Below are 25,847 nucleotides of genomic sequence, written 5' to 3' on the forward strand. Positions count from 1 at the left end.
TCATTCTCCCCTCAAGTAAATTTCGTGAGTTCCGATAAGCTTCCCTTGCCATTTTCCGGTCTCAGTTTGGTCTTCTAAAACTTGGTAAAACTCCAGTACAGTCACGGAAGTTTGATTAGCACTAAGCACTCCACCGCGAGGAGTGTAGGTAAAATTAAGTTCTTCATTAAAAACTGTGAGCAGACGTATTTGAGGGTTTTGCTGTTGAAACATATTCATCGGTGAGTCTTCACCTCCGCCTAATGTCCCATAGGGAACATAGACAGCCACTCGAGTACCATCTGGAACTTGTTGCCCGAGAATATTTAAAACTTCTTTAGACTTAAGTGCTAGTGACACTTCTGCAGAATCGACAATGACTTCTTTAGGGTCTTGACTAATCGCTTGAACTTTATAAGGCAGGGTCAAATCACCCTCTCCACCCGAAGCTGATAACTTTAACTCAGTTTTTATACGTGCACGGCCAAGGGGAGAAACCTCCGCTGGGAGTAGTTTATTACTCACCGTAAGATCAAAGGGAGCAACTAAAGAAAACTTGGCTTTGCCTTCGTAATTCAATTCACCATTACTTGCTTGAACTATAACTGTGTACTCACCACCTTGATCAAATTCACCCGCAATTTTTTCATTAAGGTAAACGGTTCTTGACATTTGTGTCGCTAATAAATCCACATTCATTTCTTTAATAGATTTGAGTACTTCATTGCTCTGAGAATCCTCTACTTTCCATAAAAGAGACCATTGCGAGTTTATATTCGAAGCATTAGCTAATGTAAGTTGAATCTCGATAGGTTGGATATTACCACCCTCTATCAACGTTTTAGAGAGGTAAGGTGTTAGTTTGCGAAGACCGATGCTCGACTTAAGTTCGAAGTTCGCTTCTGCTGTATCTAACAAAGTATCGTCTTCTTGTGAACGAAAGTAGGCAATAACTTTATAATCCCCTGCTGGTGCTGTACTCGTATTCCATTGATATTTCCCTGTAACTGACATGCTCACAGGCTGAGCCTGAAAAGAACTATCAATATTTTTTACAATAAGATCTATATCGGCATTTTGATGTGATGTCGCCACTGTAAATACCATATTTTCGTAAGCCGCTGCTGGCGGATCTACTTCTAGTCCTTCATTAAGCTTTTTGGCGATAACCGCAACATCTGCTCCAATGACTGTTAAGCTCGTATTCGCAGCATTATTATCTTCATAAGATTCATCGACTGCGTTTAGGTCATCTACAACTAAACTGATCTGATGTTCACCCGAAAGAGGCTTCCATGGCAGTGTAATTGTCCTTATTTCACCTGGCTTGATAGAAGTTACTTGTTGCTGAGCTAAAAGCTCTGCACCATCTTTTAACTCAAAACGAAATACACCTGAATTTTGATTTCCAATATTTGCTATATTCATAGAAATATTTAGTAGTGAGTTTTCAAGTAAAAGTAGGTTGCCATCGCTACCATGCCCATTAAAACTCAAACTAGATGAATCAACATATAAATCAGGGCCATCTACCTGTACCGGATCATTTAAGCCCTGGATATTCAGCTTATACGCAATGATATTGTTATTAAATTCAGACTCAGGAATCACTTTATCTTCATTCACCACAATAAAGTAAGTTGGATTGAACTGCATACCCTCTGTCTCTAATGTGTATTGTGCTCTCACTGACTTTCCAGGGAGTAAGGAACTTAGTGTTTGAGTCTCCAGTAATTCTGCACCTTGTCTTGGGTCTCCTAAGTAAAAATTGACCTTTGCCGTATCAGCATAAACATCACCTAAATTAAAAATTAATACGCTTAAATTAACATTATCTCCTACAATAACTGATGACTTATCTATACTAATCCCCTGCTTAAGTAGGGCCAAGTCTGCAATATTTGTTGTGTCGGGGATATCCATCAAACCCAGCACACCTAGCACCAAACTTGTCGTATAAACTTTTTCTTCAGGCTTATCTGACCAGGAACCATCCTCGGCTTGAGAATTAAGGAGAAGTTTATAAGTATTGATCAATAGAGATGGCTGCTCAAAGCTCGCTAAAGCCTTATATACTTCTGCAGTAGTTTTCAACTCCTCTTTTGTGTTAGGCAGAGCATAATGTCCATTACTTCTGATATTCGATTTTAATAAATCCACAATGTCATTCATCAATTGTGTAAGAGCGAGTGATCCTAAGCCTTGCTTATCCAATCTACGTAAAACTTGTAATACTCTAGCACTTAATTCTAGCTTACTGACCGAAGCTTCATTTGAAAGGTTCCAGTAACCGCTTTCTAATTGTGCACTAACTAAATATTTAAGAACAAGATCTCCATCAACTAGAGTCTCACCATGATCTAAAAGGGTATTAATTACGATTAATGTATCTAAAGGGTTACTTTGCTTAGCCGCACTCGCTCCCCACGCGCCATCCAGGTTTTTCAAAGAATTGATTTGTTGCGTACCACCATCATTAATAAGCGTTATTAGCGCAGAGTATATACTAATACTTTTAGCATTTTTTAAACTTTCTATATTTAATAAAGATCGCTGTAAGGACAACTCTTCTTTAGCTCCTTTATGAAGATGTAAATACTCAAGTACTTTTAAGGTGTCTATAAACTCACGTTCTGAATCTGAACTCCATAAACCATATTCATTTTGTTTATCTAAAATAAAATCAAGCCCTTTCTCAAGATCTGCAAACAATGGTATAACAAACATAAAAAATATAATAAAAAATCTCAACTGATACCCCCCTCTATATAATCCCTATAAACATAACCAAGGCACCCATATGCCTTAAATTACAAAGGCACAAAAATATACTAAATGGTATATCATACAAGATGGATAATATTAAAATTAGATTAACTAACCCATCGCATCATTTCATATCAACTGAATGACAATTACTTAGAGCAAACGCGAATGATTTCTTCTTGGGTGGTGACGCCCTGAGCTACTTTTTCTAGGCCATTATCACGTATAACTTGCATACCTTCTTCACGGGCAATCTTGTTAAGTTCTCCACTATCCTGCTTATTAATGACTGCTTTTTGAAGGACAGGACTCATCATCAATAATTCATAAATCCCTATTCTTCCCTTGTAGCCTGTGTTGCCACAGTTTTTGCAGACTTGCTGAATATCACCTTTGCAGACTTCGCAAGAGCGACGTACAAGGCGCTGTGAAAGGACTCCGATAAGCGATGAAGCGATAAGGAAGTTTTCAACTCCCATATCTTGCAAGCGACTTATGGCACCCGCTGCATCATTTGTATGCAGAGTACTCAAAACTAAATGTCCTGTAAGGGCTGCATTGATACATATATCGGCAGTTTCTTTATCGCGGATTTCACCTACCAAAATGATATCTGGATCTTGGCGAACAATGGCACGCAGGCCATTAGAGAAAGTTAAGCCTACGGAGGCTTTCACCTGTACTTGGGTAATGCCATTAATTTGATATTCGATGGGATCTTCAATGGTAATGATTTTTTCATTGCCAGAATTGAGTAGATTAAGTGCACAGTAGAGGGTTGTCGTCTTACCTGAACCAGTAGGACCCACAACTAGGATCAGGCCGTGAGGATTTTTAATTAGCTTATTAAACTTAATTCTCAAGGCCTCATTCATACCCACTGTTTGGAGACTAAAACTCTGAATATTTTTCATCAATAAGCGCATCACTATAGATTCCCCGTACATGCCTGGGAGAGTATTCATACGCACATCAGTGGATTGACCTACAATCATCAATTCAATCCGACCATCTTGAGGTATGCGATGTTCTGCGATATTGAGCCCCCCAATAAGCTTCAGTCGAGATGCGATGGCGGAATACTGTTGGCGTGGAGGCGTAAAAAAAGTCTGGAGGACACCATCAATTCTAAAACGTATATTGAGCTCACGTTCTCCTGGCTCAACGTGAATATCACTGGCTCTCAACTCTAAAGCACGACTAAACACATCATTAACTAAGCGTACAATGGGAGCTTCTTTGGCTAAATCTTGAAGTGATTTTTCATCATCGGCATCATAAAAAAGTTCTTTATTTCCCTGATGATATATTTCATTAATTTTACGATTGATAAAACTTTTCCGTAGCAAAACAAATTCTACATCTAAATCATAAAAAGCCTTCCACTGCTGACTAATATTATTCAATAGATAAGGTGAAGCTACTGCAATTTGCTGAATAGCTTCATTTAGTTGAAGGGGAAGAATGTGTTTCTCTTCGAGGTACTCTTGATTGATATCTTCCGAGCGTTCAATCTCATTAATCTCATCTTCATCAACAAGAGTCGATTCACATATTGACGCATATGCTTCCAATAATTCTTGCTCAGAAACTTCCCCTGAATCAACTAAAAGCCATTCATCAAAAGGCTTTTCTATGCTTTCAAATTTTGGATTTTTTTTAAGTGCCTGAACTATCAGTTCTTGTGAAAGGAATTTCATTTAATTTCGGGACTTTGATCGCGGTATTCCATGACGTCATTATAACGTTCTAAAACTCCTTCAAAATCACTTTCTTGTTCAATCACAGTAGCTTTAATAAAGATAACGAGTTCTTTCTCTTTCTCACCTAATTTCGCACTACTAAAGAGAAAGCCTATCCACGGAATATCCTTTAAAAAAGGCACTCCACTCGTTGATTGTGAGGCTCCTTTTTGAATGATGCCCCCGAGTAAAATCGTTTCTTTATTTTTCATTAAAAGCTTAGTTTTGACCGTGTTTTCATTAAAAGTCGGCGAGTCAATTAACACATCGTCGGGGTCCTGTTCGACAATGCTCGATAATTCTATTTCAGTATCTAAAGTCACATATTTATCCGCGGAAACTTGGGGTGTAACACGAACAATCACCCCTGTATTCCTGTATTCAATTTGTTCATAATCATTATTGGATGAAGTTGAGACGGATCCTACTCGAATCGGTACACTTTGACCTATATTAATTTCTGCCGGCTCACCATTTAAAGTCAGAATATGGGGAGTGAAGAGCAACTGAGTTTTACTGTCTCCAGCTACTGCCTGTACAAAGGCAAACTCACTATCAACACCCGCAGATTGCAATAGTAAACTGATCCCAGGATTCAAATCACCTGGTGGGCCAAAGCTTGGCGTATCTGTGTTGGTACTCCCCACTCCAATACCACTTAAATTGTCTCCACTACCAAATTTGTCTGTAGCTGCATACTCAAAACCAAACTCCAAACCTTCCCCCAGTTCAACTTCTACTGCCGTAACTTCAATTAATACTTGCATCGATGGTGCATCTAAATGACGAAGAATTGCTTTAACCATTGCAAAAGTTTTAGCTTTTGTACGAATCACTAATTGATTGCGTCGCATATCTTCAAAAATTGTCACTCCTTCATCAAAGATTGACGCCGCTGGCTCATTCGTTTTTGCCGTATTAGAAGTACTTGTTCGTGTGCGATTAGTACCAGTGCTATTTGATGTACTAGCGGCGGCACCCGTCCTACTGGAACTTGAGTTTGTAGATGCCGTTGTCCCTGGCGTTGAAGCATTAGCCGTATTTGGAAAAAAGAGCTGTAAAGCAGCGACTAAATCATCTGAAACCCCATGTTTAACTGGATAATAAAAAACTTTCTCTTCTCCTTCTGATTCAAAAGTATCCAAGATTTGTATCCATTTATAAATTTCATGCACGACTAGCTGAGAAGGAGCTGAAACCACTAAAACATCCAGCCTTTCTAGAGCCACCATTCTCACACCTTGCCCAGTCGCATCTCCCGTATTGATGCTAAAGCCTAAGACGGGGAGCGCACTTTGCAGTTCTTCCAATAATTTAACTGCATTCACATACTGGCACTTATATGTCATCTGTGGCCAATCAGCTTTACCGTGATTATCGAGAGCTTCTACAATAGCTTTTAGTTTTTCTAAATTCGCACTTGTTTCCACCATCAATAAAGCATTGCTCGCTGCGAGAACAGACAAAGAGGCATTGGGCCCCATAAAGGGTTTAAGTTGTGCAACTGCATCACTCGCATTAATGTTCTTCAAAGGAAAAAATCCTAGAGACACATTGCCCGTCGACTTATCGACTGATTGAATCACAGAATCCTGGGCGATTTTGGATAAAGGAAAGACACTAACAATACCACTCTCACTGACTGAAGCATAAGCATTATTAATATAGAGAACTTGTTCAAATAACTTCCATGCATCGTACAAGGTGAGGCTATCTGCTAAGGAAATATCGGCCTTTACAAAACCCTTGACTCCTGGATCTAAAATATACTCAAATTCGAGCGTTTCACTAAAAACTTTTACTGCAGTGCCCAGCTCAAGATTATCCATCACAAGGTCAAAGGGTACTATTTCCTCAAAAAATTTTGGATCTGTTGCTCGACTTTTCATAATGTCTGCTAAACGATTAAACTCAGATGCTTTTGATTTTGTCTCACCGCGCTGTGGAAAGGCTGATTGCGCCTGGGCTTCGCCCATAAGCTTCAAGGGTGATATAGCTTCAATTACGCCGCTATCGGGCAAGTCCTCCTCTGCTATATCTGGGCTTAAATTTTTCGACAAATTCACTTCCACATGTGTTGGAGGCTCTTTATCTATATCCGTCTGATTACAGGACAGAAGTACAGTAAGAAATAAAGTGAGTATATATAAATTATAGGTTTTCATTAGTGCGCTCTTTTTTCCTTGATTTCTGTAATTGTTTTAATTTTTTAATGCGTTCTATGCGCTGCTCTTTATAGAGTTCTTCTTTTGTCTTCGGTAATTCAGTTGTAGACGGAGTTTTAGCATCAGGCTTTACTTCGCCTTTTGTTGTTTTTTCTTGTACTGAAACCTTAGGTGTGTTTTTGAGTTCTGCTTGCCGTTTTTTTGCTTGTGCTAAGATGACTTTATTTTCTTGTTCGGCATATTTTTGAACCTGCTTTCTCATATTCACACTAACCGAATTACTTTCATCGATAGTTAAAACAATTTCATTACCCGAATTATTAACTAAAATTACTTCTTCTGAATTGATCTCAACAACCGAATAGCCAGTCTCTCCCACATCATCTTCCAAAGCAAACACTTGATCTTTTGTTTTTGTCTGAGGTGAGCGTCCTTTTCGTGAACTTGGGTGAGCCTTAGGACTCGCACTCTGGGGTGAATCATAATGTAAGATAACTGTTTTTTTATTTTCCACGCCCATAATCCCTCGTAAGACAAAATTATAGGGGTGCTGAGGTTCCACTACTTCTTGAACTTCCTCTTGACTTATTTCTTCTACTTGTTCAAGTTGCGTTCCTCGCAAAGGATCAAAGGGATTTTCCGACTCAAAAAATGAATCACTTGGCTCCGCTTGACTTAGCATTTTTTCTCGCACTTGCGTTTCTTTCTCGAGGGCAGAAAAAGGCAAGATTTCACTTCTATATGTAAGATCTTTGACTAGAACTGTACTGATTACACTTCCGCTCGCTACTAAGGCTAAAATTATTGAACTCTTCATTACTGAGCTCCTTGCACTATCAAGGGCGCTTTTACATAGGTTCTCAAGACGCCATTGAGACGGAAATTATTAGCTGGTGCTTTACTCGTAGCTTTACTGGCCGTCAACTGAAATGATGACCAATTATAAATCTTTTCATTATCCGCCAAGGCTCTTAGGAAACTGTAAAAACTTTTCATTTCCGCAGCTGCAATAGTGCCTGTAAGTGGGTAGTCAATAACCTTTAAATGTTCATAAGTCGTTAAGGACTTTTCTCGTCCTACGTTGACAATAATTTGATCTAGATTTTCTACTTGTAGGTATTTTCGTATTTCTTGCTGAATTAAGCTGCGTGGCGATGTCGGTCCCTCATAACTATAAAGTTTTTTTAAAGACTCAGCATTACTTTTTTCCAAAGATTCTAACTCAGATTCTTTATGTAATGCGAGCTGTAAGTCTGTTGATAGCTTCTGGTGATTTTGCTTAGCTCTTATGGCATCATTGCCATTAAAGAAATCCATATTAAAGCTCAGCTTACTATTATCTATGATCACTACCGCAATCATCAGAAGCATAATGAGCAAAAGGTATTTTTGTCTTTTATTCATTTAGAGTTAAGTCCCGTGATTATTCGTAAGCTTAGGTTAAGTTCATCACGCTGGCGAGTAATGGGAATATCATCATCAAAAAAATCTGAAGCACGAAAAGCTTCGTAGACTTCTTGGATATCAATCTGACCTGAGGTGGATAGTAATCGACAATTAATTACTTCTTCGTTGATTCTCAGATCTTTAATATAGCAATTTCTTGGTAAAACTCGACTTATCTCATTCAGTATTTGGGGCAAAGAGCGCGTTGATTCCTGTCTAGCTGCTTTCATCTCTGATTGAAAAGTCTCTAATTCAGTGAACCTCTGTGAATCCACATAGGGAATTTGTCGCTCTAAATCATCACTTGCTAGCTCAATCTGCTTTAGATTACGACTTTTATCTCCGTAATAATCCGCCACTTTATAAGTAGACATCAATAACATATAGGCTACTAAAACTAGACTTGTATACTGACTCCAGTAATGATGCTTTAAGCGCAAGTCATTGGGGAGTTGAAAAGCTGTTTTTAGATCACCTTTAACAAAGTCCTCAATCATATATCTCGCTTGACTCAGGGCGCCCCAATACAATTCCTGCTGGGCTTTATCTGCCAGGTCATTCCAGTTGACTGAAAAACTGGCTTCAGGAAGATCTTCCCTGAGAATCAATTCATTTATTTTATTTGTTGAATCAACATCATATATTTGGCCATTTTTATATAAATGACCTTCATGGCATGCCATTGCCGGAAAATAAATATCGAACTTTAAGCCCACACAGCGCTCTACAATGAATTTCCATTTATCCTTAGTCATCAATATAACTTGACACAAGTCATGCCTTATTTGATATGCCCAATTAAGTTTATTTTCTGCCATTGGAACCTGTGCATTAATTGAGAACTTTATAGCATTGCGAAATTCCACGTCTTTCATCTTTGGCAACGATAAAGTAAATACCGTACTCAGATCAGAGTTATCACCCACAACAATTAAATCAGAGTTTTTTATGGCAAAGATCGCTTTAAGGTCTGCCAATGAATCTTCTTTATTAAACTCTTGGCAGGCCAAGACCCCTATAGAGTCACCCTCTTTGCGCACTTTCATGGCAAAGGCCTTGCCATCAGAACAAAGCGTGACGCTAATAACTGTTAATTTATTCCCCAACATTAGAAACTTGTCCTACGCCAATACTGCATACCCTTAAACTTCCCAAACCTTTTAGGCCCCCTGTTGTTCAGTTGCAAAATCTCCTCATGTACCACGGTATTCAAGCCTTCTTGATCACTAACTTTCACTTTTAATAAATAAACTCCTGACTCTTTGAAGGAAAAGAAACGTTTTATGCGAGGAAGTAACTCTGGAATAGATTCTTCCAAAGCAATAGATTCTTCAAACCAAGCAGTCCTTGCTTGCTTTACCTGAAGTATTTCATCTTCTGCTAAATTTAAACGCATCATAATTTCGTTAATATCTGCAGAGAAGAAACTAGATTTTAAATTTCTAGAGAGACGTACACCATCAGGGATAAAAGGACGCACCAATTGTCTTAAACTTTCTGGATTCTCTTGCTGATCAACTAAGGCTAAGTCGACAAATTCCCTAAGCTCCGGTATCCAATAAATTTCTTCGCCATACTCCATCGAAGATTTTCTTGGCAAATCATAGGGGTCATAAGCAGATATATCGTAGGCATCATTATTTTGCGTATAACGACTCAACTCATCTATAAAAACGAGCTCCTCACCCTCATCTACTTGTTGCAAACGCTTGAATGCTAAGGCACGAGATTGACTGATTTCTCCTTGGAGATTCAAGCCTCTAAAAGCATCATTAATCTGTGTTTTAACCATGAAATCTTCTGACGTCAATGTTTGAACTCGTCCATCTGCACGGTAGCGCTCTTCTGAATCTTCCTCTTCAAGAGATTGATTGTTATTTCTGTTTTTATGAACTTGGAGGTCACCCATCAGTTTCCATTTAAGAATACTTAGTTGACTTTCAGCCTCATAGTGATTTTTAATCAAACGATTCTGTAAAAGTGCCTGACGAAAACTAAGCGCGCTGATGGCACTACTCTCTCCACTGAGCATAAAAATCATCAATAAACTCAATATCACTATAATTAATGCCGGCCCCTTCATTGTGTGAGCTTCCCATTGTCCCATGGAGCGAGTCTCTCGTCATAAGAACTCGCTGCAGTTCGCCACATGAAATTTTCTTCAGACCCATCGCGCCAACGCACTTTTAATAAAATGGCTAAAGGAATATCCTGGCGTTCTTCTAGCCATTCATTTAACCACTCCAATTCTTCACTACTTTGACTCTCTTCAATTGCCGAGACATAGCTAAATTCAATTTGCTCTACATCTTTGGCTAATAACGAAGTGTAGTATTTTCCTTCTATGAGTTCTTCTCCATTGAAAAATGGACGTGTTTGATAATTGGCAACTAGCTCATTTTCCTCATTCAGAATTAGTTCTATAAAGCGCATTCCTCCATCTTTTAGTGTGTTCACTTTATTAAGCTGGGCAAAACGCATTTCATTTACCGCACCATAGAAAAATGATTGCTTGTCACCACTTTCATCACGCCAATTAAAAGGCACCATATTCGAAAACATTTTACGCAAAGTTTTGTCTAAGATCACTAACTGTGATATATGACGGGCTCGATCCTTCTGAGCCTCGTAATTCGACAAAGAACTACTCGTTAACTTCATGCACAAAATGCATAATAAGGCAAAAATCCCCGTAGCAATGATGACTTCGATTAAGGTGAACGACCGATTTCTCATAAGTCCTGTTCCCTCAGCAGCTTAGTGATCACAAGCTCATCAATCAATTCACCATCACGCCATAATTCCACATGAATATTCATCGCCTGCCAAGTACTATTTAATTCGAGTGAATCTTCCTCTAGCATGCTATCATCTACATACTCAGTCGTATGACATTCTATCGCTATGCCCTGAGGCAATAATTCTTGTGGAAACTCTGCTTCCGCGCCCCACAAGAGATGATATTCTGCACCTAAGCTAAGTAAATGACTTGTCCCCCAGGTACTTTCTGCTTCAAAACTTAATTGGGCCGAGCGGCTCAAAATTTGTACGGCGATAAGTGAAGCCATAGATAAAATCACCGTGGCAATAATCACTTCAATTAGAGTGAAACTTTTATTCAACATCGATCATCACCTGTGAATTTAAACGATCTACATTAATTGTATAAGTAAAGTCCTGTACTTGAAGCTGCAATACATCCCCTGAAGCCTCTCCGTCTGGATAGAAAGTGAAAAACACATCTTCTTGCTCACTCATTTTACAAAAATCTGCCAAGCTATATTCGCTCTCCCCTAACCACACATCCAGTGCACTATTAGGCTCGGCTTCATCACCATTATTCTCTTCGTTTACTTCTGTATTCTCTGGATCCATAAACTCAGCTTTCACAGCTCCCGACTCTTGGCTACTAAATCTTAATTCCACGGCTTCATTCAAAAGCTGTGCTCGTAACCTTGCCTTGATAAAAATATCCTGAAGTTGATTATCCACTCGCAGGCGCATCTCTTGGGGACTCGTTCCGCCAAAGCGGTTGAGCACCACAAGTAAAACTACTGTCAATAAAACAATGACAATAATCAGTTCTAAAAAGCTAAATTTACGACACTTCAAAACAACAGTGCTTTACTCTTCTGGAACCACGAGGTCCGCATTGGCATCTTGACCACCTGGCGCACTATCTGCACCTAAAGAACGAATCACAAAGCCATGACGATTATTGGAACTGCGTTCAAAAATCAAAGGGTTTTTCCATGAATCTTCAGGGGCCTTATCCATCTGACGTTTCCAGCCCTTAAGTTGACGAGTATTCTCTACTAGCTCGTTAAGTGACTCGGGCAACTGCCCCGTCTGTAACTTAAATATTTCGATGACTCCTAAAAGGTTATTCATTTCAGCTTTTGTGAGCTCAACTTTTGCATCATCACCTTTACCAATAATTTTAGGTGCCACAAAAGCGGCAATTAAGGCAATAATTGTTACCACAATAATAATCTCAATTAATGAGAAATAACGTTTTTTCATTTTCTTCCTTGTTCTTAAGTTAATGTTGTTAAATCTGATATAGCGAGGAACATCACGATCACAATTCCACCGATGATGACTCCTAGAAAAATAATAACCAAGGGCTCAAAGGCACTTAAAATATTTTTAATGACCTGCTTGAGTTCCTTTTCATAACGTTCCGATATCCTTTTCATCATTTCATCTAAGCGCCCAGTTTCTTCGCCTACTGCTAGCATTTTAGTGACCTGTAAGGGGATGTAGGCTATTTCATCTAAAGTTGTCGATAGTGGGCTTCCTCTTCGAAGCTTGCCTGGAACCTCTGCTAGTTCTTTCGCAATCAATTCGTTGTTAATCACTCGTTCTGATACCTGTACACTCTTCAGTAAATGCACTCCATTCCCTACCAAAATACCGAGTGTCCTAAAGTAAGAACTAAGGTCCGAAATAATCACCAGGCGCTTAAGCAAAGGTAACGAAAGTAAAAGTTTATCTCTTTGGTATTTGTAGCGCTTGCCTTTAAAGAAATAAATCAGTAAGCCGACCAAGCTCACAAAAAGGACTAAAAGGATGGTGCCATTATCCTTGATGAAAAAGGAAAAATCAAAGAGCATGGCGGCCAAACCACTCGGCTTTTTATTCGCCTTGGCAAAAGTCTGAGCAAATTGTGGAACAATGTAAGCGAGCATAAAAATAACAACGCTAAAACTAATCAAACTAATAATAAGTGGATAGATACTCGCTGACAGCAAATATGAGCGCATCTCTTTCTTTTGTTGAAGGTATTCTTGCAAGCGTTGTAATACCATCGGCAAAGCTCCGGATTCTTCACCTACCTCAACGAGATTTTTATAAATCTTTGGGAAAAATGAACTGCGATCATGGATCAACTCAGAAAACTTTTTTCCTTCATGTAAACCTTGACGCATATCCGCAACAAATAAACGCGCTTCTTCTTTTTCCATTGTCTCTTCAATAATCGCTAAACTTTTATCTAAAGATATCCCTGCATCCAGTAGCATCGATAAACTTTCGGTGAAATCTTCTAGAGAAAACGGCGCACGTGTAAATAGGGCTCCCTTACCTGTATTTCCACCTTCACCAATAAAGCTTACAGGCACCAGCTTTCGTCCACGCAAACGACTAAGCGCATCATCCTTGCTACTTTCATCTAGTGCCACTTCTGAAAAAGCACCACTCTGATCCACAACTTTAAATTTATATAAAGGCATTCCCATCACTCAACAATTTAAACAACTTGAAATTAGTTTATAATTTAAAAAAATCTTGCCTCAAGAGACATACTAAACTCTTATTAAACACATAAAAATCAGTCTTTAACTGCTATTCATAAATCTGACATGGAAGAAACAAAGTATATTCCCACAATATCCATTCGTGAATTGATTGGGAGGTCCACCACAATAAAAAAGATGACACCATCCGGTTCTTCAAAGTTTGCTGTATACTTTTGAGTATTCCTAGCATCTCCCTCATTCTGGAGGAGATCCATATCCTCAATATGGCAGCCATGGGTATTTCATTTTTGAAATAGTCGGCAGGTCTAGGATGGGGGGCTGGCACTCCGGTCAAAAAAAACAATGCAAATGGCCTCGGCAGAAAAGTCCCTGCACATGCAACTCTGGGCTGTAATTGCCACTGACCCACTAAGGACAATCACCCTAAATTAAAAAAGAGGATAAGGATATGAGAATCATTGATAAAAAATAGACACCTTCGAGAAAAAAGATCTTGACACCGCAGCTTAGCTGCTTGAAATTTTTGTAATTACACACGGGATTTCAGTCAATGTATTGAAGTAAACCCATAACGGGGAGCTCGTCCGCGAAGATAATGATAGGGTTTCGGCAGAACTGCTGAATATTGTAAGGAGAAAGTCAGAGTGGGTAGATGGGAAACGAAAATGCTTTACTGATTGATATTTGGTACATCCCTAATGATCAAAAATTGACTAAGGAGAAAAGAACAGCAAATCCTAAGGTACTATTCCATTAATAACATTACTGAAAGAGCCCTGGAAAATAGAAAGAATTCTACTAAAAACAGTCCATGATTTATACTTTTCAGAAAGGGGAACTTCGCGCCATCGTTTTAGCCTCCACCATTATTTTAGGTACGTCAGAAGGTACGTGTAGATGTTCGAACTTGTGCATACATGTAGAAACTTAGACTGATTGAAATATTCATAAGTCATTTATGCATATCTATTAACCTCTCATTATAAGTACTTTACAAAAACCACTGGTTCAAATCCCCCGCCTCCACTCAAAAGCCACCCTCACCAAGGGTGGCTTTTTTATGCTCAAATGACTAAGAACTGAAATCATTTATTACGAATTATTTCTATAGTGGATATTGGTCTATAGGGTTAAGTTCGAACACTCTGTGTTTTGACAGCCATGGTTTCACTCAAGCCAAATTGAGACAAATACGGTTAAATACTATATGTCGATCAAAAAGCTACTCAATAAATTGACCGGATAGGAAGCCCATAAGAGATACACTTGACGGAGTTGTATTTATGCGCCTAGATTTTATGTTATGTATTATTGATGTAAGCACAAGCTCAGGATTTAAAACTTAAGGTATTATGAAGAAGCTGTATATCGTATCAGGAGCTAATGGCTCAGGAAAAACAACATTCGCAAAAATGTTGACGGAAGATTTATCTCTGCCCTTTGTGAATGCCGATGAAATTGCCAAGGAACTAGACCCCAGCAATACGACTGGTGGAAAAATGGAAGCAGGCAGAGTTTTCTTCCAGCAAGTAAGGCATTTCATTAAGGAAGGACAAAGTTTTGTATTGGAGTCAACTCTTTCAGGTAAGTACCTTGAGAAATTAATTCCTAAAGTACAGGAGCAAGGTTTCGACGTCGAGCTAATCTATATCTTTCTCGAAAACCCTGACGTTTGTATTGAACGAATTAAAGAGCGAGTTTTAAACGGCGGTCATCATGTTCCAAATGAAGATGTTATTCGCAGATACTACCGCAGTAAAAATAATTTCTGGAATGTGTATAAAGAAATGGTCAATCAATGGTTCTTAGTCTATAACTCAGATCTTCGTTTCAAAGAATTTTGCATTGGCATAAAAGATCAATATGATATTAACGACACTGATATTTTTACTCAGTTCATAAAAGGAGTCGAAGATGAAATCTAAACAATTAGAAAGCTCATCAGTCTACAAAGATGCATTCTATATTCAAAAAATTGGCAATCGAGCTGTAAAGTCTGTACTTGAAAGAAATCAAAAAAAGAATATCGCATCTGTCTTTTCAAAAGAAGGTAAGATCTTCTATAAACTTCCCTCTGGTGAAATTACCGAAAAGAGTCCCTTTAAGAACTAAGCGCCGACTTGCCAAATCCTTGCCGTTTTTGACTTCGACTACCACTTTACTACCATTTTTGGCACTACGTTTTTTATGCTGAGCGCGAGACTAATTTTTCCGACGCTTTATGGGTAATCGTGAAATCAAATATCCTAAAGGATTTGTTATTATGAATATAAGGGGAAATCATATTCACATTTTGAGTGTGGCAATCAATTGATTTTCAATGTAGTCATTGCAGAAAACAAAAAAGCTTAAGCTCAGATACGATATTTCATCGGAGTAAAGTTTGGAACTTACCCCCGGCGACGACCCTATAATCGAATACTCGCAATACGGCCAGTTTTATCTCTTTTATATTCTTTCCATACTCTGCGGACACAATGCACGAGAGAGTGCCCTCTTTTTTCTAAAACCTTTTACTTGATGATTTTTAAAATCTCAAAGCAGGCACAAGTGGTGTGATAATCGATCTTGGCTCCTGGTGAAGCGACATTGGGATCAATACTTTTACCTTGGCGGTTTAAGAGACGCTGCCAAGGCTGATGTTTTTCACCACTAAACTTCTCCCAACAATAAGCCCATAACTTTTCATAATCCTGCCAATAAATCTCTTTTTGAGTCTGATCCGCCAGCAAGGCCTGAGCCGCTAGGGTCTCCGCCTGAACCCAAAAGTATTTTTCATCATCACAAATTTTGCCATCGGGGCCAAAGCCGTAAACCAATCCACCAAAATCAGTATCCCAGCACAAACGCATCGCTTCTTCGTAGAGATACTCCGCTTGTGTAAGCAACCAAGCCTGTGGGCGGTGATTATTAATCAGCAAGAGTAGTTTACTCCACTCAATAAAGTGTCCTGGTTGGTAGCCCCATGGGCGGTAGAGATTTTTAGGGTCATCTTTATTATAGTCCCAATCTATCTGCCAGTTCTGATCATAATGTTCCCAGATATAGCCCTTGGTATCACGTGTTTGACGGAGGCATATATTTTCTGCAATGAGCACGGCACGATCAAGAAATTTCGCATCTTGTGTGGCTTCATACGCAGAAATCATGGCTTCGCAGGCATGCATATTAGCGTTTTGTCCACGGTAGGAATCAATTTGACTCCAATCCGCACTAGCTTGATCAGCATAGAGGCCGAAATTAGCTTCCCAAAGTTGCGCTTCCATGAGCTCAAAGACTTCATTGATTTTTGGCTGATAATCAGCGACCCCCGAAAGTGTGGCTTGGGAATAAAGCAGTAGCATAAAAGCGAGACCATAGCAATGATTAGTAGCGTCGCCGACTTCATTATTGATGAGGGTCCAGTTATATCCACGGCGCTTAGTATCCCAGTGATACTGCTCTATAAAGTCGATGCCCTCTTTCGCCAAAGTACGGTGCTCTTGCTTATCAAAATATTCCCCACTTAAGGCAAAGACTAAACTCAATCGAGCCGATGATACTAAATGCTTCTCTTCCGCCTGACTGACGCTTCCATCTAAAGCTAAAGTCTGAAAAAATCCGCCCTGAGGATCGAGGGCATTTTGCTCATAAAAGTCGATGATTCCTGAAATGTGTTTTTCGATAAATGATTTACTCATAAAAGTCTTCATGTTTTATTCCTTACTTATGGTTTTCTTTAAATCGGATCCAACACTTTAATGGATCACACCCGGTCTTTCTGTTAATTAATGCCTAGTCAAAAAAAATGAATTTAACGCCCATCAGCTTAGTAGCATGAGCCATCGCTGATCCTCATCAACTAAACATAACGAAACTTTATAAAAATACTTGACATTGGCATAAATACAATATAAGATAGATGTATTACGAAACATAACGAAACGTTAATTATGAAAACACTTGATTTAAACAACGAATGGATTCTACAGGGTTTCAGTCCCGACAAATCAAAAAAACTTGACTTAACTGCTCAGGTTCCGGGACATGTACATTTAGATTTAAGTACTCATGGCCATCTCCCCGATATGTTCTGGAAAAAAAATGCCGACCAATGCCAGTGGCCTGAATTCTGGGAGTGGAGCTACAAAAAAACATTCGATTTACCTCAAGATTATGAAGCAGAAAACATGTATCTACAATTTGATGGCTTGGATACCTTCGCGAATATCTACCTCAATGGGAAAAAATTCGGTACGCCAGACGATTTTAGCTCTGAGAATATGTTTCTGCCCTGTGAATTCGACATTAGTCAGCACTGGCTCAAACTCCAAGGCAATGTTTTAGAAGTTCATTTCACCTCTATTCACAATGCCGTTTCTTTGGCTAATAAACTCAAGCCTCTTCCGGGGGCTTTTGCCGATCCCTTACGCCCATACGTTCGTCGTATGCAGTGCACTTTTGGCTGGGATTGGGTTCATCGATTTATAGGCGCGGGTATCTGGAAACCTTGTCGTATCATCTCATTTCCCAAAGCGAGAATCGAAAATAGCTATGTATTCACAAGCTCATTGAATGATAAAAAAGCCGTCTTAAACATTGAGAATAATGTAGAATGCAAAGATCTATCTGGACTCTATTACCGCCTGGAAATCTACTCGCCAAATAAAGACATGATTTATAAAAAAAGTGATTCCCTAATAAGTCATAAACTCATCAATGAAGTAGAAATTAAAGCACCTGAAATGTGGTGGCCCAAAGGCTATGGTAAGGCTTCACTTTATGACGTCAAGTTTCAAATACTTGATAGCAATGGAAAGTCTCTAGATACAAAAATTACTGAAACCGGTATAAGAACTATTGAAATCGAAGAGATTGACGATGCGCAAAGGCCTGGAAGTTCATTTACTATCAAAATCAATAATGTAAGAATCTTTGCCAAGGGGGCTAACTGGGTCCCTGCACACCCCTTCCCTTCTCGTATTTCTAAGGAGAAATACACTCGGCTAATTGAACAAGCCGAGGCAGCCAATTTTAATACCCTTAGAGTTTGGGGTGGTGGCATTTATGAATCAGATGATTTTTGGAAACTCTGTAACCGCAAGGGTATTATGGTTTTACAAGATTTCATGCTTGCTTGCCAATCCTATCCAGAGAACGACCCCCAATTCACCTCACTTCTAAAAAGAGAATTCACCGCAAATATTATTCGAATCAGAAATCATGCTAGTTTAATTTTCTGGTATGGAGATAATGAACTGGGACTGGGTAGCCAACCTCAAGAAAACTGGAACTGCAAAGAGCTTCATCAGACTCTTACGAAAGCTCTCCTAGAAAAACTTGACCCCTCACGTCCCTTCAGAATAAGTTCGCCACACGGAAAAGATCCGCGGAGCAATAATTCACTCATCTCAGGTGACTGTCACAAAAGCTCTTTCGAAGAAAGCTTTACTAGCGATTATAGAAAAGTTATGGATTCATATAATTGCGGACGTTTTGTTAGTGAACATGCGGTAGCTGGTTTACCACCAAAAAACAGCATCCTCAAGTTCATGAATGAAGATGATTTTAGGACAGGAGAAATACTCGAGTACCACACCAAAGATAATCCCTACATCGAATCTGGACTTACGCTTTATCGCCGCGTAGAACACCATGCTGAAACACTCTACGGATCAGATTCATGTCCAGATATTAAACTCAAAAAAATGGAATACTTCCAATACGAGGATATCCGCCTAGCCATGGAAAGCGTGCGTCGCAGGAAGTTCTACTCAAGCGGAATCTTATTTTGGATGTTTAATGATTGTTGGCCCGCTAGCGGTTGGAGTCTCGTTGATTACTGGGGCAACAGAAAAGCGGCTTGGTATGCAGCTCAAAAAGGTAGCGCAGCCATCATCCTAGCTTCTGAAGCAGATGATCAATATTTAAAATGGCATCTCTGCAGTGACTTAATGCAAGAAAAAAATGTTAGCTGCCTCTTTAAAATCATTTCGACTCAAGGTGAGCTTCGCTGGTCAAAAGAATTGTATTGTCTCGCTAATGCAAATATCAGTCAGCAAATCTTTCAAATCGAACTAGAGGAGCTTAAACCTTTACTCGCAGATGACGCGGTCTTTGTAGCGGAACTCTTTTATGACGAAAGCAGTGATCGCAGCTATTGGACTGCTGGTCTACCCCAAGAAGTTCAATACGCTGCCTGTAATTTAAGTATTTCAGAAAGCCGAAACAGAAATACCGGCTCTATAACAATCTCAACAGACAATTGGGCCCATGTGGTCAGTCTTCAGGGTGATCTAGATTTCAGCGATAACTATTTTGAACTGCTTCCCGGTGAATCAAAAACAATTCACTGGTCATCGCCTCAAGAACTCTACAATGACCCCATGACAATTCACTGCTGGAATCTAAAGGAAATTATTGCACATAATAATACCGTTTCAGCTCAAATTAACTTACAAAAATCTAACTCAGAACGTTTAGTACTTAAATAAGGATACATATCATGAATCACTTACCCAGAAAATCATCACGCCAGTTCACTCTCATAGAACTTCTTGTCGTAATCGCGATTATCGGCATTTTGGCATCCATGGTTCTACCCGCTTTAGGCAAAGCCAGAAAACAAGCCAAGTCGTCTATTTGCATCAATAACCTCAAACAAATTAATTTGGGTTTCGCTTTATACATGGATGATAACAAGCAGTATTTACCTAACCTAAGCAGCAATCTAGGAGGCTCCGATAACTGGCACACATGGTGGGGTACCAGTGGCAGCCAAGGTATGCCTGGTGGAATAGATCAGTATGTGGGCAAACACAGCAGCCCCCTAGTTGGCCTTAAGACCACCAGCGAAATTTACAAGTGTGATCTAATGTATTCAGAGTATGGGGACTTAGACTTGGGCAACAGCGGAACTAGAACGTACTCTGCAAATTATTATTTAAGCAGGGACACCGCTGCTGGTGCTTTTGTTAACAATAGGATGTTTCACCGAAACATAAATGAAGTAAACATACCCGAGTTCACAGCTTTAAGCACAGATGGCAATATTAATGATACCAGTGTCCTCGCGTATACAGTTAACTGGAAACTGCCTGGGACTAAAGGATCCAACACCATAGGATCAGGTGTTCACAAGGGCAGTGGAAACGTCAATTACATGGATGGTCATGTAAGTTGGACTTCTGGAGTTGTAACAGCTCAGTCGGGTATCAATGGCATCTGGGCATTCAATAAATAAGCGAGGAAGAAAAACAGTGAAGTTATTTACTTATTTATTTATTAGTACAGCGCTTTTGAACATAAGCTTATTAGCTAATCAAAACCTAGGGCTTTATCTACCTCAAAAGAGTAACACCAAGCTAACTAGCTTCTACAAAGATGGAATTCCTTTTAAAGCAATGGGCATCAATTATTTCGATGCATTTCAAAGGAAGCTGGGCGGAGAGGGAAAAAAGGTCAAGCTAAAAGATTATTCCTATGTGGAAGGCTTTAAAACACTTAATAAATATAAGATCCCCTTTATAAGGTTTTGTGCCGGAGGATTTTTTCCCAATGAGTGGGATTCATACATCAACAACAAAACTGCCTATTTCAAAGCTTTTGATCAGTTTATCAAAGATGCTGAAGAACACAACATAGGCCTGATTCCAACCCTTTTTTGGCATTTCCCCACGGTACCCGATATTGTCAAAGAACCCATTAACCAATGGGGTAATCCAGATAGTAAAACAATCGCTTTCATGAAGCAGTACACACAAGAGCTCATTAGTCGCTATAAAGATTCACCGGCAATCCTAGCATGGGAATTTGGCAACGAATGGATTCACGAAGCCGACTTACCACAAGCCGATTTAGGCCGCGGCTGGATAGTGCCACACTTGGGGACAGCAAAAACGAGGACGATGAAAGATAAAATGTATCGTAAGAATATTTATGTAGCCTATGAGACCTTTGCGGAAATTGCCAAAAAAATCGATCCCACTCGTCCGGTCTTCAGCGGTGATAGCATCCCCCGCCCTGCGGCTTACCACAATCGCAGTGAAGCGAGTTGGAAAATAGATTCCATTGAAGAATGGAGCAAAATCTTCACCCTGGACAATTCAAAAATGTCCGCCTTATCGGCTCATCTTTATTACTATGATGTTAACGAAGTAGAACGTGATGTGGGCTACATCAAATACGATCCCGCTGAACAGCTAGCTTTGATGATGGATATTTCTAGAAAAGTAGGTAAACCTCTTTGGATAGGTGAATTTGGCCAAAACGGAACGCCAAAAAGTCTGCAGGAAGAAAAGCGCCAATTTGATTACTTATTAAATCTTATTATCAAAGAAGATGTACCCCTCTCTGCTCTATGGAATTTTGATTACAAGCACGAAGATCAAACTGCCTGGAACATCAGCGAGCAAAACCATCGTGCTTATATGCTCAAAGCTATTCAACAAGCAAATAAAAGACTGAATCATGAGTGATGAAAAATTACCAGTAAAAACCAAGTCAACTTGGGCACTAGGTTCCATAGCCGACGTCTACATGTCAAATGCACTCAATTACCTGGCCTTCCCTATCTATAATATGGGCTTAGGAGTTGATCCGCGACTACTAGGCTGGGCACTGGGATTACCTCGTATATGGGATGCGATTTCCGATCCCCTTATGGGTAATATCTCCGATAACACGAGAAGCCGCTGGGGAAGACGACGTCCCTACATTTTTGTGGGAGCTATACTGTGCTCCATCATTTTCGCCCTCATTTGGTCACCACCAACGGGATGGAGTCCCACCCATATCGGTTACTACTTCATAGGAATGGCTTTTTTGTACTACACTGCCTATACAGTATTTATGGTTCCCTGGGGGGCTCTTGGACTAGAATTAACCAAAAATTATAACGAACGTACCAACGTCCAGGCCTATCGAACAGTCTTTCAGGCATTGGGCGGATTAGGGCTAGGCGCCATGTGGTGGTTATCTCAGCGATGGGGCAATGGTAATGATATCGAGGGTGTACGTTATGTGGGCCTGGCTTTCGGTGCCTTAATTTTAGTTTGTGGTATTATTCCCGCTTTTTTCTGTCGGGAAGATCTCGCTATTGAAGAACAAGAGAAAATCAAATTCTGGCCCGCCATCAAAGCTACTTTTAGTAATAAAATATTCCTTCTCCTCATCAGTATTACTATTTGTGTCATGTTAGGTATCTTCATGGTCAATAGCTTTGCTATTTACATCAATACTTACTACGTCTTTGGAGGTGACAAAGAAGGTGTGGCCAAACTCAACATGTACGCCAACTTCGCCTTCCAAGGTGCGGGTATTGCCTTAGTTCCACTCATCACTTATCTCTCAAAAAAGATTGGTAAAAAAACAACTTTGATTGGTGGACTACTGATGGTGGTGGTCGCTTATGGCAGTAGTTGGTTTTTGTACACTCCAAAGAATCCATGGCTACAAATCATCTCTTTAGCTTTAGCCGCTCCCGGCTTATCATGCATGTGGACTCTCGCGTCCTCGATGCTGGCTGATATCTGTGATTTGGATGAACTCAAGACGGGTCGCCGTCGCGAAGGTATGTTTGGTGCCTCTTATAGCTGGGCCTGCAAAGCGGGCATTTCCCTAACCATGATTCTCAGTGGCTACATGCTGCAATGGTCAGGCTTCGATGCCGCGGTAGAAAGCCAACCCGAATCAGTGATCACTAATATGCGTATTCTTTATATGGTCGTACCTATGTTTTTTGTCGGCCTCGCAGCTTTCCTCCTCATGTTTTACCCCCTTTCAGAAGATAAAATCAACGAAATCCAAAAACAGTTGAATGACCAAAGTCATGATTAATAAACTCCTTATTGCCTCCATACTACTTATGGCTAACCTTCACTTGCAAGCAGAATCAAAACCCAATATCATTTTAATTATTGCCGATGATCTTGGCCTCGGTGATCTCGGAGCCTATGGTTCGACAATGATTAAAACACCCAATATTGATAAACTGGCTCAACAGGGTTGGACCGTCGATGTTATTGCCGATATGAACATAGATTTTATTCGTCGTCAGCAAAAAGAAACAAGTCCGTGGTATGCCATCACAGCCTATATCTCACCTCACTCACCTTGGGAATGTGATCCCAAGTATTCCGAGCCACTTGAACAAAAGGGCTACTCCAAAGCTTTAGCTGCCCTCTACGGTATGATCGAGCAGATGGATGAAGCCACCGGGCGAATTATTAAAGAACTAGAAGATTCAGGCGAGATTAACAATACAGTCATCATTTTTTCCAGCGATAATGGCGCCACGCCTAGCTGTCCTCTCACAGGCGGCACACCCATGGGCTCGGATGACTGGAAGAAGCGCAATCCACTCGGACTACGAGGTGAAAAATCAATGGTTTGGCAAAATGCCCTTCGCGTCCCATTTTTTATTCATTGGCCGAAAAATATACCCGCAGGTGAACGCCAACAGTTCGGTTGTTACGAAGACATATTACCGACAATTCTCGACCTCGCGGGTATCGATGACTCGATTGTCCCAAATCATTTACCACTCCATGGCATAAGTTTAAAGTCTGTGTTATTGAATGTACAAACTAAACTTCCCGAACGCTATCTGTTGCGTACACCCGTTGCCGATAAAGGATCGCCCAACACTTGGCCCACCCTACTCCTTGATGACCCCGGGGCGCTGCGTTACGAGCGAGTTCACAACTCTATGCGTGGTCCACGTTTTGTCTTTCATAGTTTACCTGGAGGCAAGCAGGCTCTTTACGACATCACAAATGATGCCGAAGAAAAAAATGATGTTTCTACGCAGTATCCAGAATTGACAAATATGCTTGCAAAACAATGTCGTAAAGAATGGGATGCTTTAATCGCAAGCAAACGCTGCTTCAAAATGCCTTCATTCCTGATTGGCGACCTACGTTATGCCGGAATGACACGCTGCTGGGCTCACCTGCCTCCAGAAGTGGTCCCCTGCAATGCGGCCCAAAGTGTTTCCGGTACTGTTACCTGTCCGTTCTCCGGATTGAAAGGCTTCTCGAAAAAAGGTGATTCAGCAAGCTACTCAATTGACGTGCGCACAGCGGGTATATACGAAGTGTCAATGAAAGGAGATAAGCTCGACAAATGCGGCGCACTCTCTATTCAAGTAGCAGGTACAAGCTTTAGGCCTAAAAAAATAACCAGCAAGAAGATTATATTCGGCTCGGTCAGACTACCGAAGAACGTGATGGATATGCTTATCATTGCCACAAGCGATGGTGAAACGGCTTCCATCCAGGAACTTCAATTAGACGGAAAATAAATATTTTGACTCTCATGTAAATGTAATGATGGATATAGACCTAATCATTGCCGAGCTGCACTCGCTAAAGCTTGTGTATTGACTCTTGGGCCTAATAGGTCGTTTTTTAGCAAAAGATAAATAAAAATAAGGACATCGCAATACAATGAAAAATGTATACACACAATTTGCGCTAATTACGACGATTTTATTTTTCGCCCTTCTTGATACCTACGCAGCCTCAAAACTGCAGCAGTCCATCACCTTGTCGTACGGAACACACATAGCTCGAAGATAAGTATCCAAGAGCTCGACCTTTAAAAATAATAAACTAAACGGGATTTATAAAATGAAAAAATTAGGACTCCTTCTCTTTTGCCTAACAGTAACGAGCCTGCTCGCGCAAGATAATCAATTTAAAGGTATAGGTAGTTTCCTCTCGCCTGATCAGTGGTCGATGAATAAACTCCCGACGCTAGAAAATCCCGGGATTATCAACAAGGGCGATAGTACCATGCCTACCTTTATAGCAAAAATGGCTCTCATTCAAAACGGTGGTCGCTTGCATGACTTTGAGGATAAAGGTCTGAACTTAAGAAGTCATAGCCGCTTCACCATTGAGGATGCTCGAGAAAATTATTCCGAGTACACGAATTTAGATATCAGTGGACAGCTCACTCTATGGTCAAACAAAGCAAATACCCTTTGTGAATTAAACATAATTTCAGGTAGTGTAAAGGCGGGGGAATTATCCTTGCTCGGTGCTGAAGTATCTATCAAAAACGGTTTATTGAAAGCCGGACTTCTGACTCAATCACCTAAGGCAAGTATTACTTTTCTCGCTAAGGGAAAAGGCAAAATTATCATAGCAGATATTGGTGATAAGCAACTCAACCAACTCTACATAGAATTTGAGCCCGGAAACCAAGGTTCTTTTACGATTGGCAGCAAAGACCGGTCCACTTACGATCTGATTAAATGGATGATAGAACAAGGAAGGTTTTTATCAAATAAAGTTGAAAAAACTGACCTAAATTCTTTCATAATCACAAAAGACAAACACTCTACTTCCATTGCATTAAAACCATCAACAATAATAAGTATTTAAACACCAGTAAATCTAAAACCATCATATATCAAGCCATTCTTCCTCTGATAGCAATCAAGGCGGGTTCATTCTAACTACAATCATCCAGGAGTCATAAATTGAAAGCACTCTATAGATCAT

General features: G+C 40.0%; 21 protein-coding genes. 8 read left to right on the plus strand and 13 right to left on the minus strand.

Translation table 11 applies throughout. The annotated features are described in order from the left end of the window. The 12 genes from PQO03_RS17735 to PQO03_RS17790 all read right to left on the minus strand — a co-directional run bounded on the left by PQO03_RS17735 (window position 1) and on the right by PQO03_RS17790 (window position 13,332). Complete coding sequence (locus tag PQO03_RS17735; RefSeq protein WP_274152196.1) at window positions 1–2,730, minus strand: CARDB domain-containing protein; 2,730 nt, start codon at window positions 2,728–2,730, stop codon at window positions 1–3. A 164-nt stretch (window positions 2,731–2,894) separates the two neighbouring features. Beyond that, a complete protein-coding gene (locus PQO03_RS17740) occupies window positions 2,895–4,445 on the minus strand; it encodes a GspE/PulE family protein (protein ID WP_274152198.1) in 1,551 nt (516 codons plus the stop codon). Continuing rightward, the gene (locus tag PQO03_RS17745; protein ID WP_274152200.1) at window positions 4,442–6,652 is read right to left on the minus strand and encodes a secretin N-terminal domain-containing protein; all 2,211 of its coding nucleotides are present in this window, start codon (window positions 6,650–6,652) and stop codon (window positions 4,442–4,444) included. The genes PQO03_RS17740 and PQO03_RS17745 overlap by 4 nt, the downstream gene beginning before the upstream one ends. Further along, a complete protein-coding gene (locus PQO03_RS17750) occupies window positions 6,639–7,469 on the minus strand; it encodes a hypothetical protein (protein WP_274152202.1) in 831 nt (276 codons plus the stop codon). The genes PQO03_RS17745 and PQO03_RS17750 overlap by 14 nt, the downstream gene beginning before the upstream one ends. Next, a complete protein-coding gene (locus PQO03_RS17755) occupies window positions 7,469–8,056 on the minus strand; it encodes a hypothetical protein (RefSeq protein ID WP_274152204.1) in 588 nt (195 codons plus the stop codon). The genes PQO03_RS17750 and PQO03_RS17755 overlap by 1 nt, the downstream gene beginning before the upstream one ends. Continuing rightward, window positions 8,053–9,207, minus strand: coding sequence for a hypothetical protein (locus PQO03_RS17760; protein ID WP_274152206.1), 1,155 nt, complete (start codon window positions 9,205–9,207; stop codon window positions 8,053–8,055). The genes PQO03_RS17755 and PQO03_RS17760 overlap by 4 nt, the downstream gene beginning before the upstream one ends. Continuing rightward, entirely contained in the window at window positions 9,207–10,205 is a 999-nt protein-coding gene (locus PQO03_RS17765; RefSeq protein WP_274152208.1) for a hypothetical protein, read from the minus strand. The genes PQO03_RS17760 and PQO03_RS17765 overlap by 1 nt, the downstream gene beginning before the upstream one ends. Continuing rightward, on the minus strand, window positions 10,178–10,834 hold the full coding sequence (locus PQO03_RS17770) for a prepilin-type N-terminal cleavage/methylation domain-containing protein (protein ID WP_274152210.1): 657 nt from the start codon (window positions 10,832–10,834) through the stop codon (window positions 10,178–10,180). Before PQO03_RS17770 ends, PQO03_RS17765 begins: the two co-directional genes overlap by 28 nt. Continuing rightward, a complete protein-coding gene (locus PQO03_RS17775) occupies window positions 10,831–11,223 on the minus strand; it encodes a type II secretion system protein (RefSeq protein ID WP_274152212.1) in 393 nt (130 codons plus the stop codon). The genes PQO03_RS17770 and PQO03_RS17775 overlap by 4 nt, the downstream gene beginning before the upstream one ends. After that, window positions 11,213–11,710 carry a hypothetical protein gene (locus PQO03_RS17780; protein ID WP_274152214.1) on the minus strand — a complete coding sequence of 166 codons (498 nt, stop codon included), beginning with the start codon at window positions 11,708–11,710 and terminating at the stop codon, window positions 11,213–11,215. The genes PQO03_RS17775 and PQO03_RS17780 overlap by 11 nt, the downstream gene beginning before the upstream one ends. A 12-nt stretch (window positions 11,711–11,722) precedes the next feature. Continuing rightward, window positions 11,723–12,121: a type II secretion system protein GspG gene (locus PQO03_RS17785; RefSeq protein WP_274152216.1), complete on the minus strand. Its 399-nt coding sequence runs from the start codon at window positions 12,119–12,121 to the stop codon at window positions 11,723–11,725. Window positions 12,122–12,135: 14 nt separating this feature from the next. Then, window positions 12,136–13,332 (minus strand): type II secretion system F family protein, encoded by a 1,197-nt coding sequence (locus tag PQO03_RS17790; protein WP_274152218.1) that lies wholly within the window; start codon window positions 13,330–13,332, stop codon window positions 12,136–12,138. Between the two features lie 1,379 nt (window positions 13,333–14,711). Between PQO03_RS17790 and PQO03_RS17795 the strand changes: the two genes are divergently transcribed. Together PQO03_RS17795 and PQO03_RS17800 are read left to right on the plus strand one after the other, a co-directional pair. Then, window positions 14,712–15,284 carry an ATPase gene (locus PQO03_RS17795; protein ID WP_274152220.1) on the plus strand — a complete coding sequence of 191 codons (573 nt, stop codon included), beginning with the start codon at window positions 14,712–14,714 and terminating at the stop codon, window positions 15,282–15,284. Next, a complete protein-coding gene (locus tag PQO03_RS17800; RefSeq protein ID WP_274152222.1) occupies window positions 15,274–15,471 on the plus strand; it encodes a hypothetical protein in 198 nt (65 codons plus the stop codon). Before PQO03_RS17795 ends, PQO03_RS17800 begins: the two co-directional genes overlap by 11 nt. 401 nt (window positions 15,472–15,872) lie before the next feature. Here PQO03_RS17800 and PQO03_RS17805 read toward each other — a convergent pair whose 3' ends face one another. Continuing rightward, window positions 15,873–17,051 (minus strand): AGE family epimerase/isomerase, encoded by a 1,179-nt coding sequence (locus tag PQO03_RS17805; RefSeq protein ID WP_274152225.1) that lies wholly within the window; start codon window positions 17,049–17,051, stop codon window positions 15,873–15,875. A 240-nt stretch (window positions 17,052–17,291) separates the two neighbouring features. On the opposite strand from PQO03_RS17805, the gene PQO03_RS17810 reads away from it, so the two are divergent. The 6 genes from PQO03_RS17810 (at window position 17,292) to PQO03_RS17835 (ending at window position 25,727) form a co-directional block, all read left to right on the plus strand. Next, entirely contained in the window at window positions 17,292–19,832 is a 2,541-nt protein-coding gene (locus PQO03_RS17810; protein WP_274152226.1) for a glycoside hydrolase family 2 protein, read from the plus strand. Between the two features lie 11 nt (window positions 19,833–19,843). Continuing rightward, window positions 19,844–20,581 (plus strand): type II secretion system protein, encoded by a 738-nt coding sequence (locus tag PQO03_RS17815; RefSeq protein ID WP_274152227.1) that lies wholly within the window; start codon window positions 19,844–19,846, stop codon window positions 20,579–20,581. Between the two features lie 16 nt (window positions 20,582–20,597). Next, on the plus strand, window positions 20,598–21,815 hold the full coding sequence (locus tag PQO03_RS17820) for a cellulase family glycosylhydrolase (RefSeq protein WP_274152229.1): 1,218 nt from the start codon (window positions 20,598–20,600) through the stop codon (window positions 21,813–21,815). Further along, complete coding sequence (locus PQO03_RS17825; protein ID WP_274152231.1) at window positions 21,808–23,175, plus strand: MFS transporter; 1,368 nt, start codon at window positions 21,808–21,810, stop codon at window positions 23,173–23,175. The genes PQO03_RS17820 and PQO03_RS17825 overlap by 8 nt, the downstream gene beginning before the upstream one ends. Further along, on the plus strand, window positions 23,168–24,640 hold the full coding sequence (locus PQO03_RS17830; protein ID WP_274152232.1) for a sulfatase family protein: 1,473 nt from the start codon (window positions 23,168–23,170) through the stop codon (window positions 24,638–24,640). Before PQO03_RS17825 ends, PQO03_RS17830 begins: the two co-directional genes overlap by 8 nt. 328 nt (window positions 24,641–24,968) lie before the next feature. Beyond that, complete coding sequence (locus PQO03_RS17835) at window positions 24,969–25,727, plus strand: hypothetical protein (protein ID WP_274152233.1); 759 nt, start codon at window positions 24,969–24,971, stop codon at window positions 25,725–25,727. The last annotated feature ends 120 nt before the right edge of the window (window positions 25,728–25,847 follow it).

This window comes from Lentisphaera profundi, assembly GCF_028728065.1.
Taxonomy (GTDB): domain Bacteria; phylum Verrucomicrobiota; class Lentisphaeria; order Lentisphaerales; family Lentisphaeraceae; genus Lentisphaera; species Lentisphaera profundi.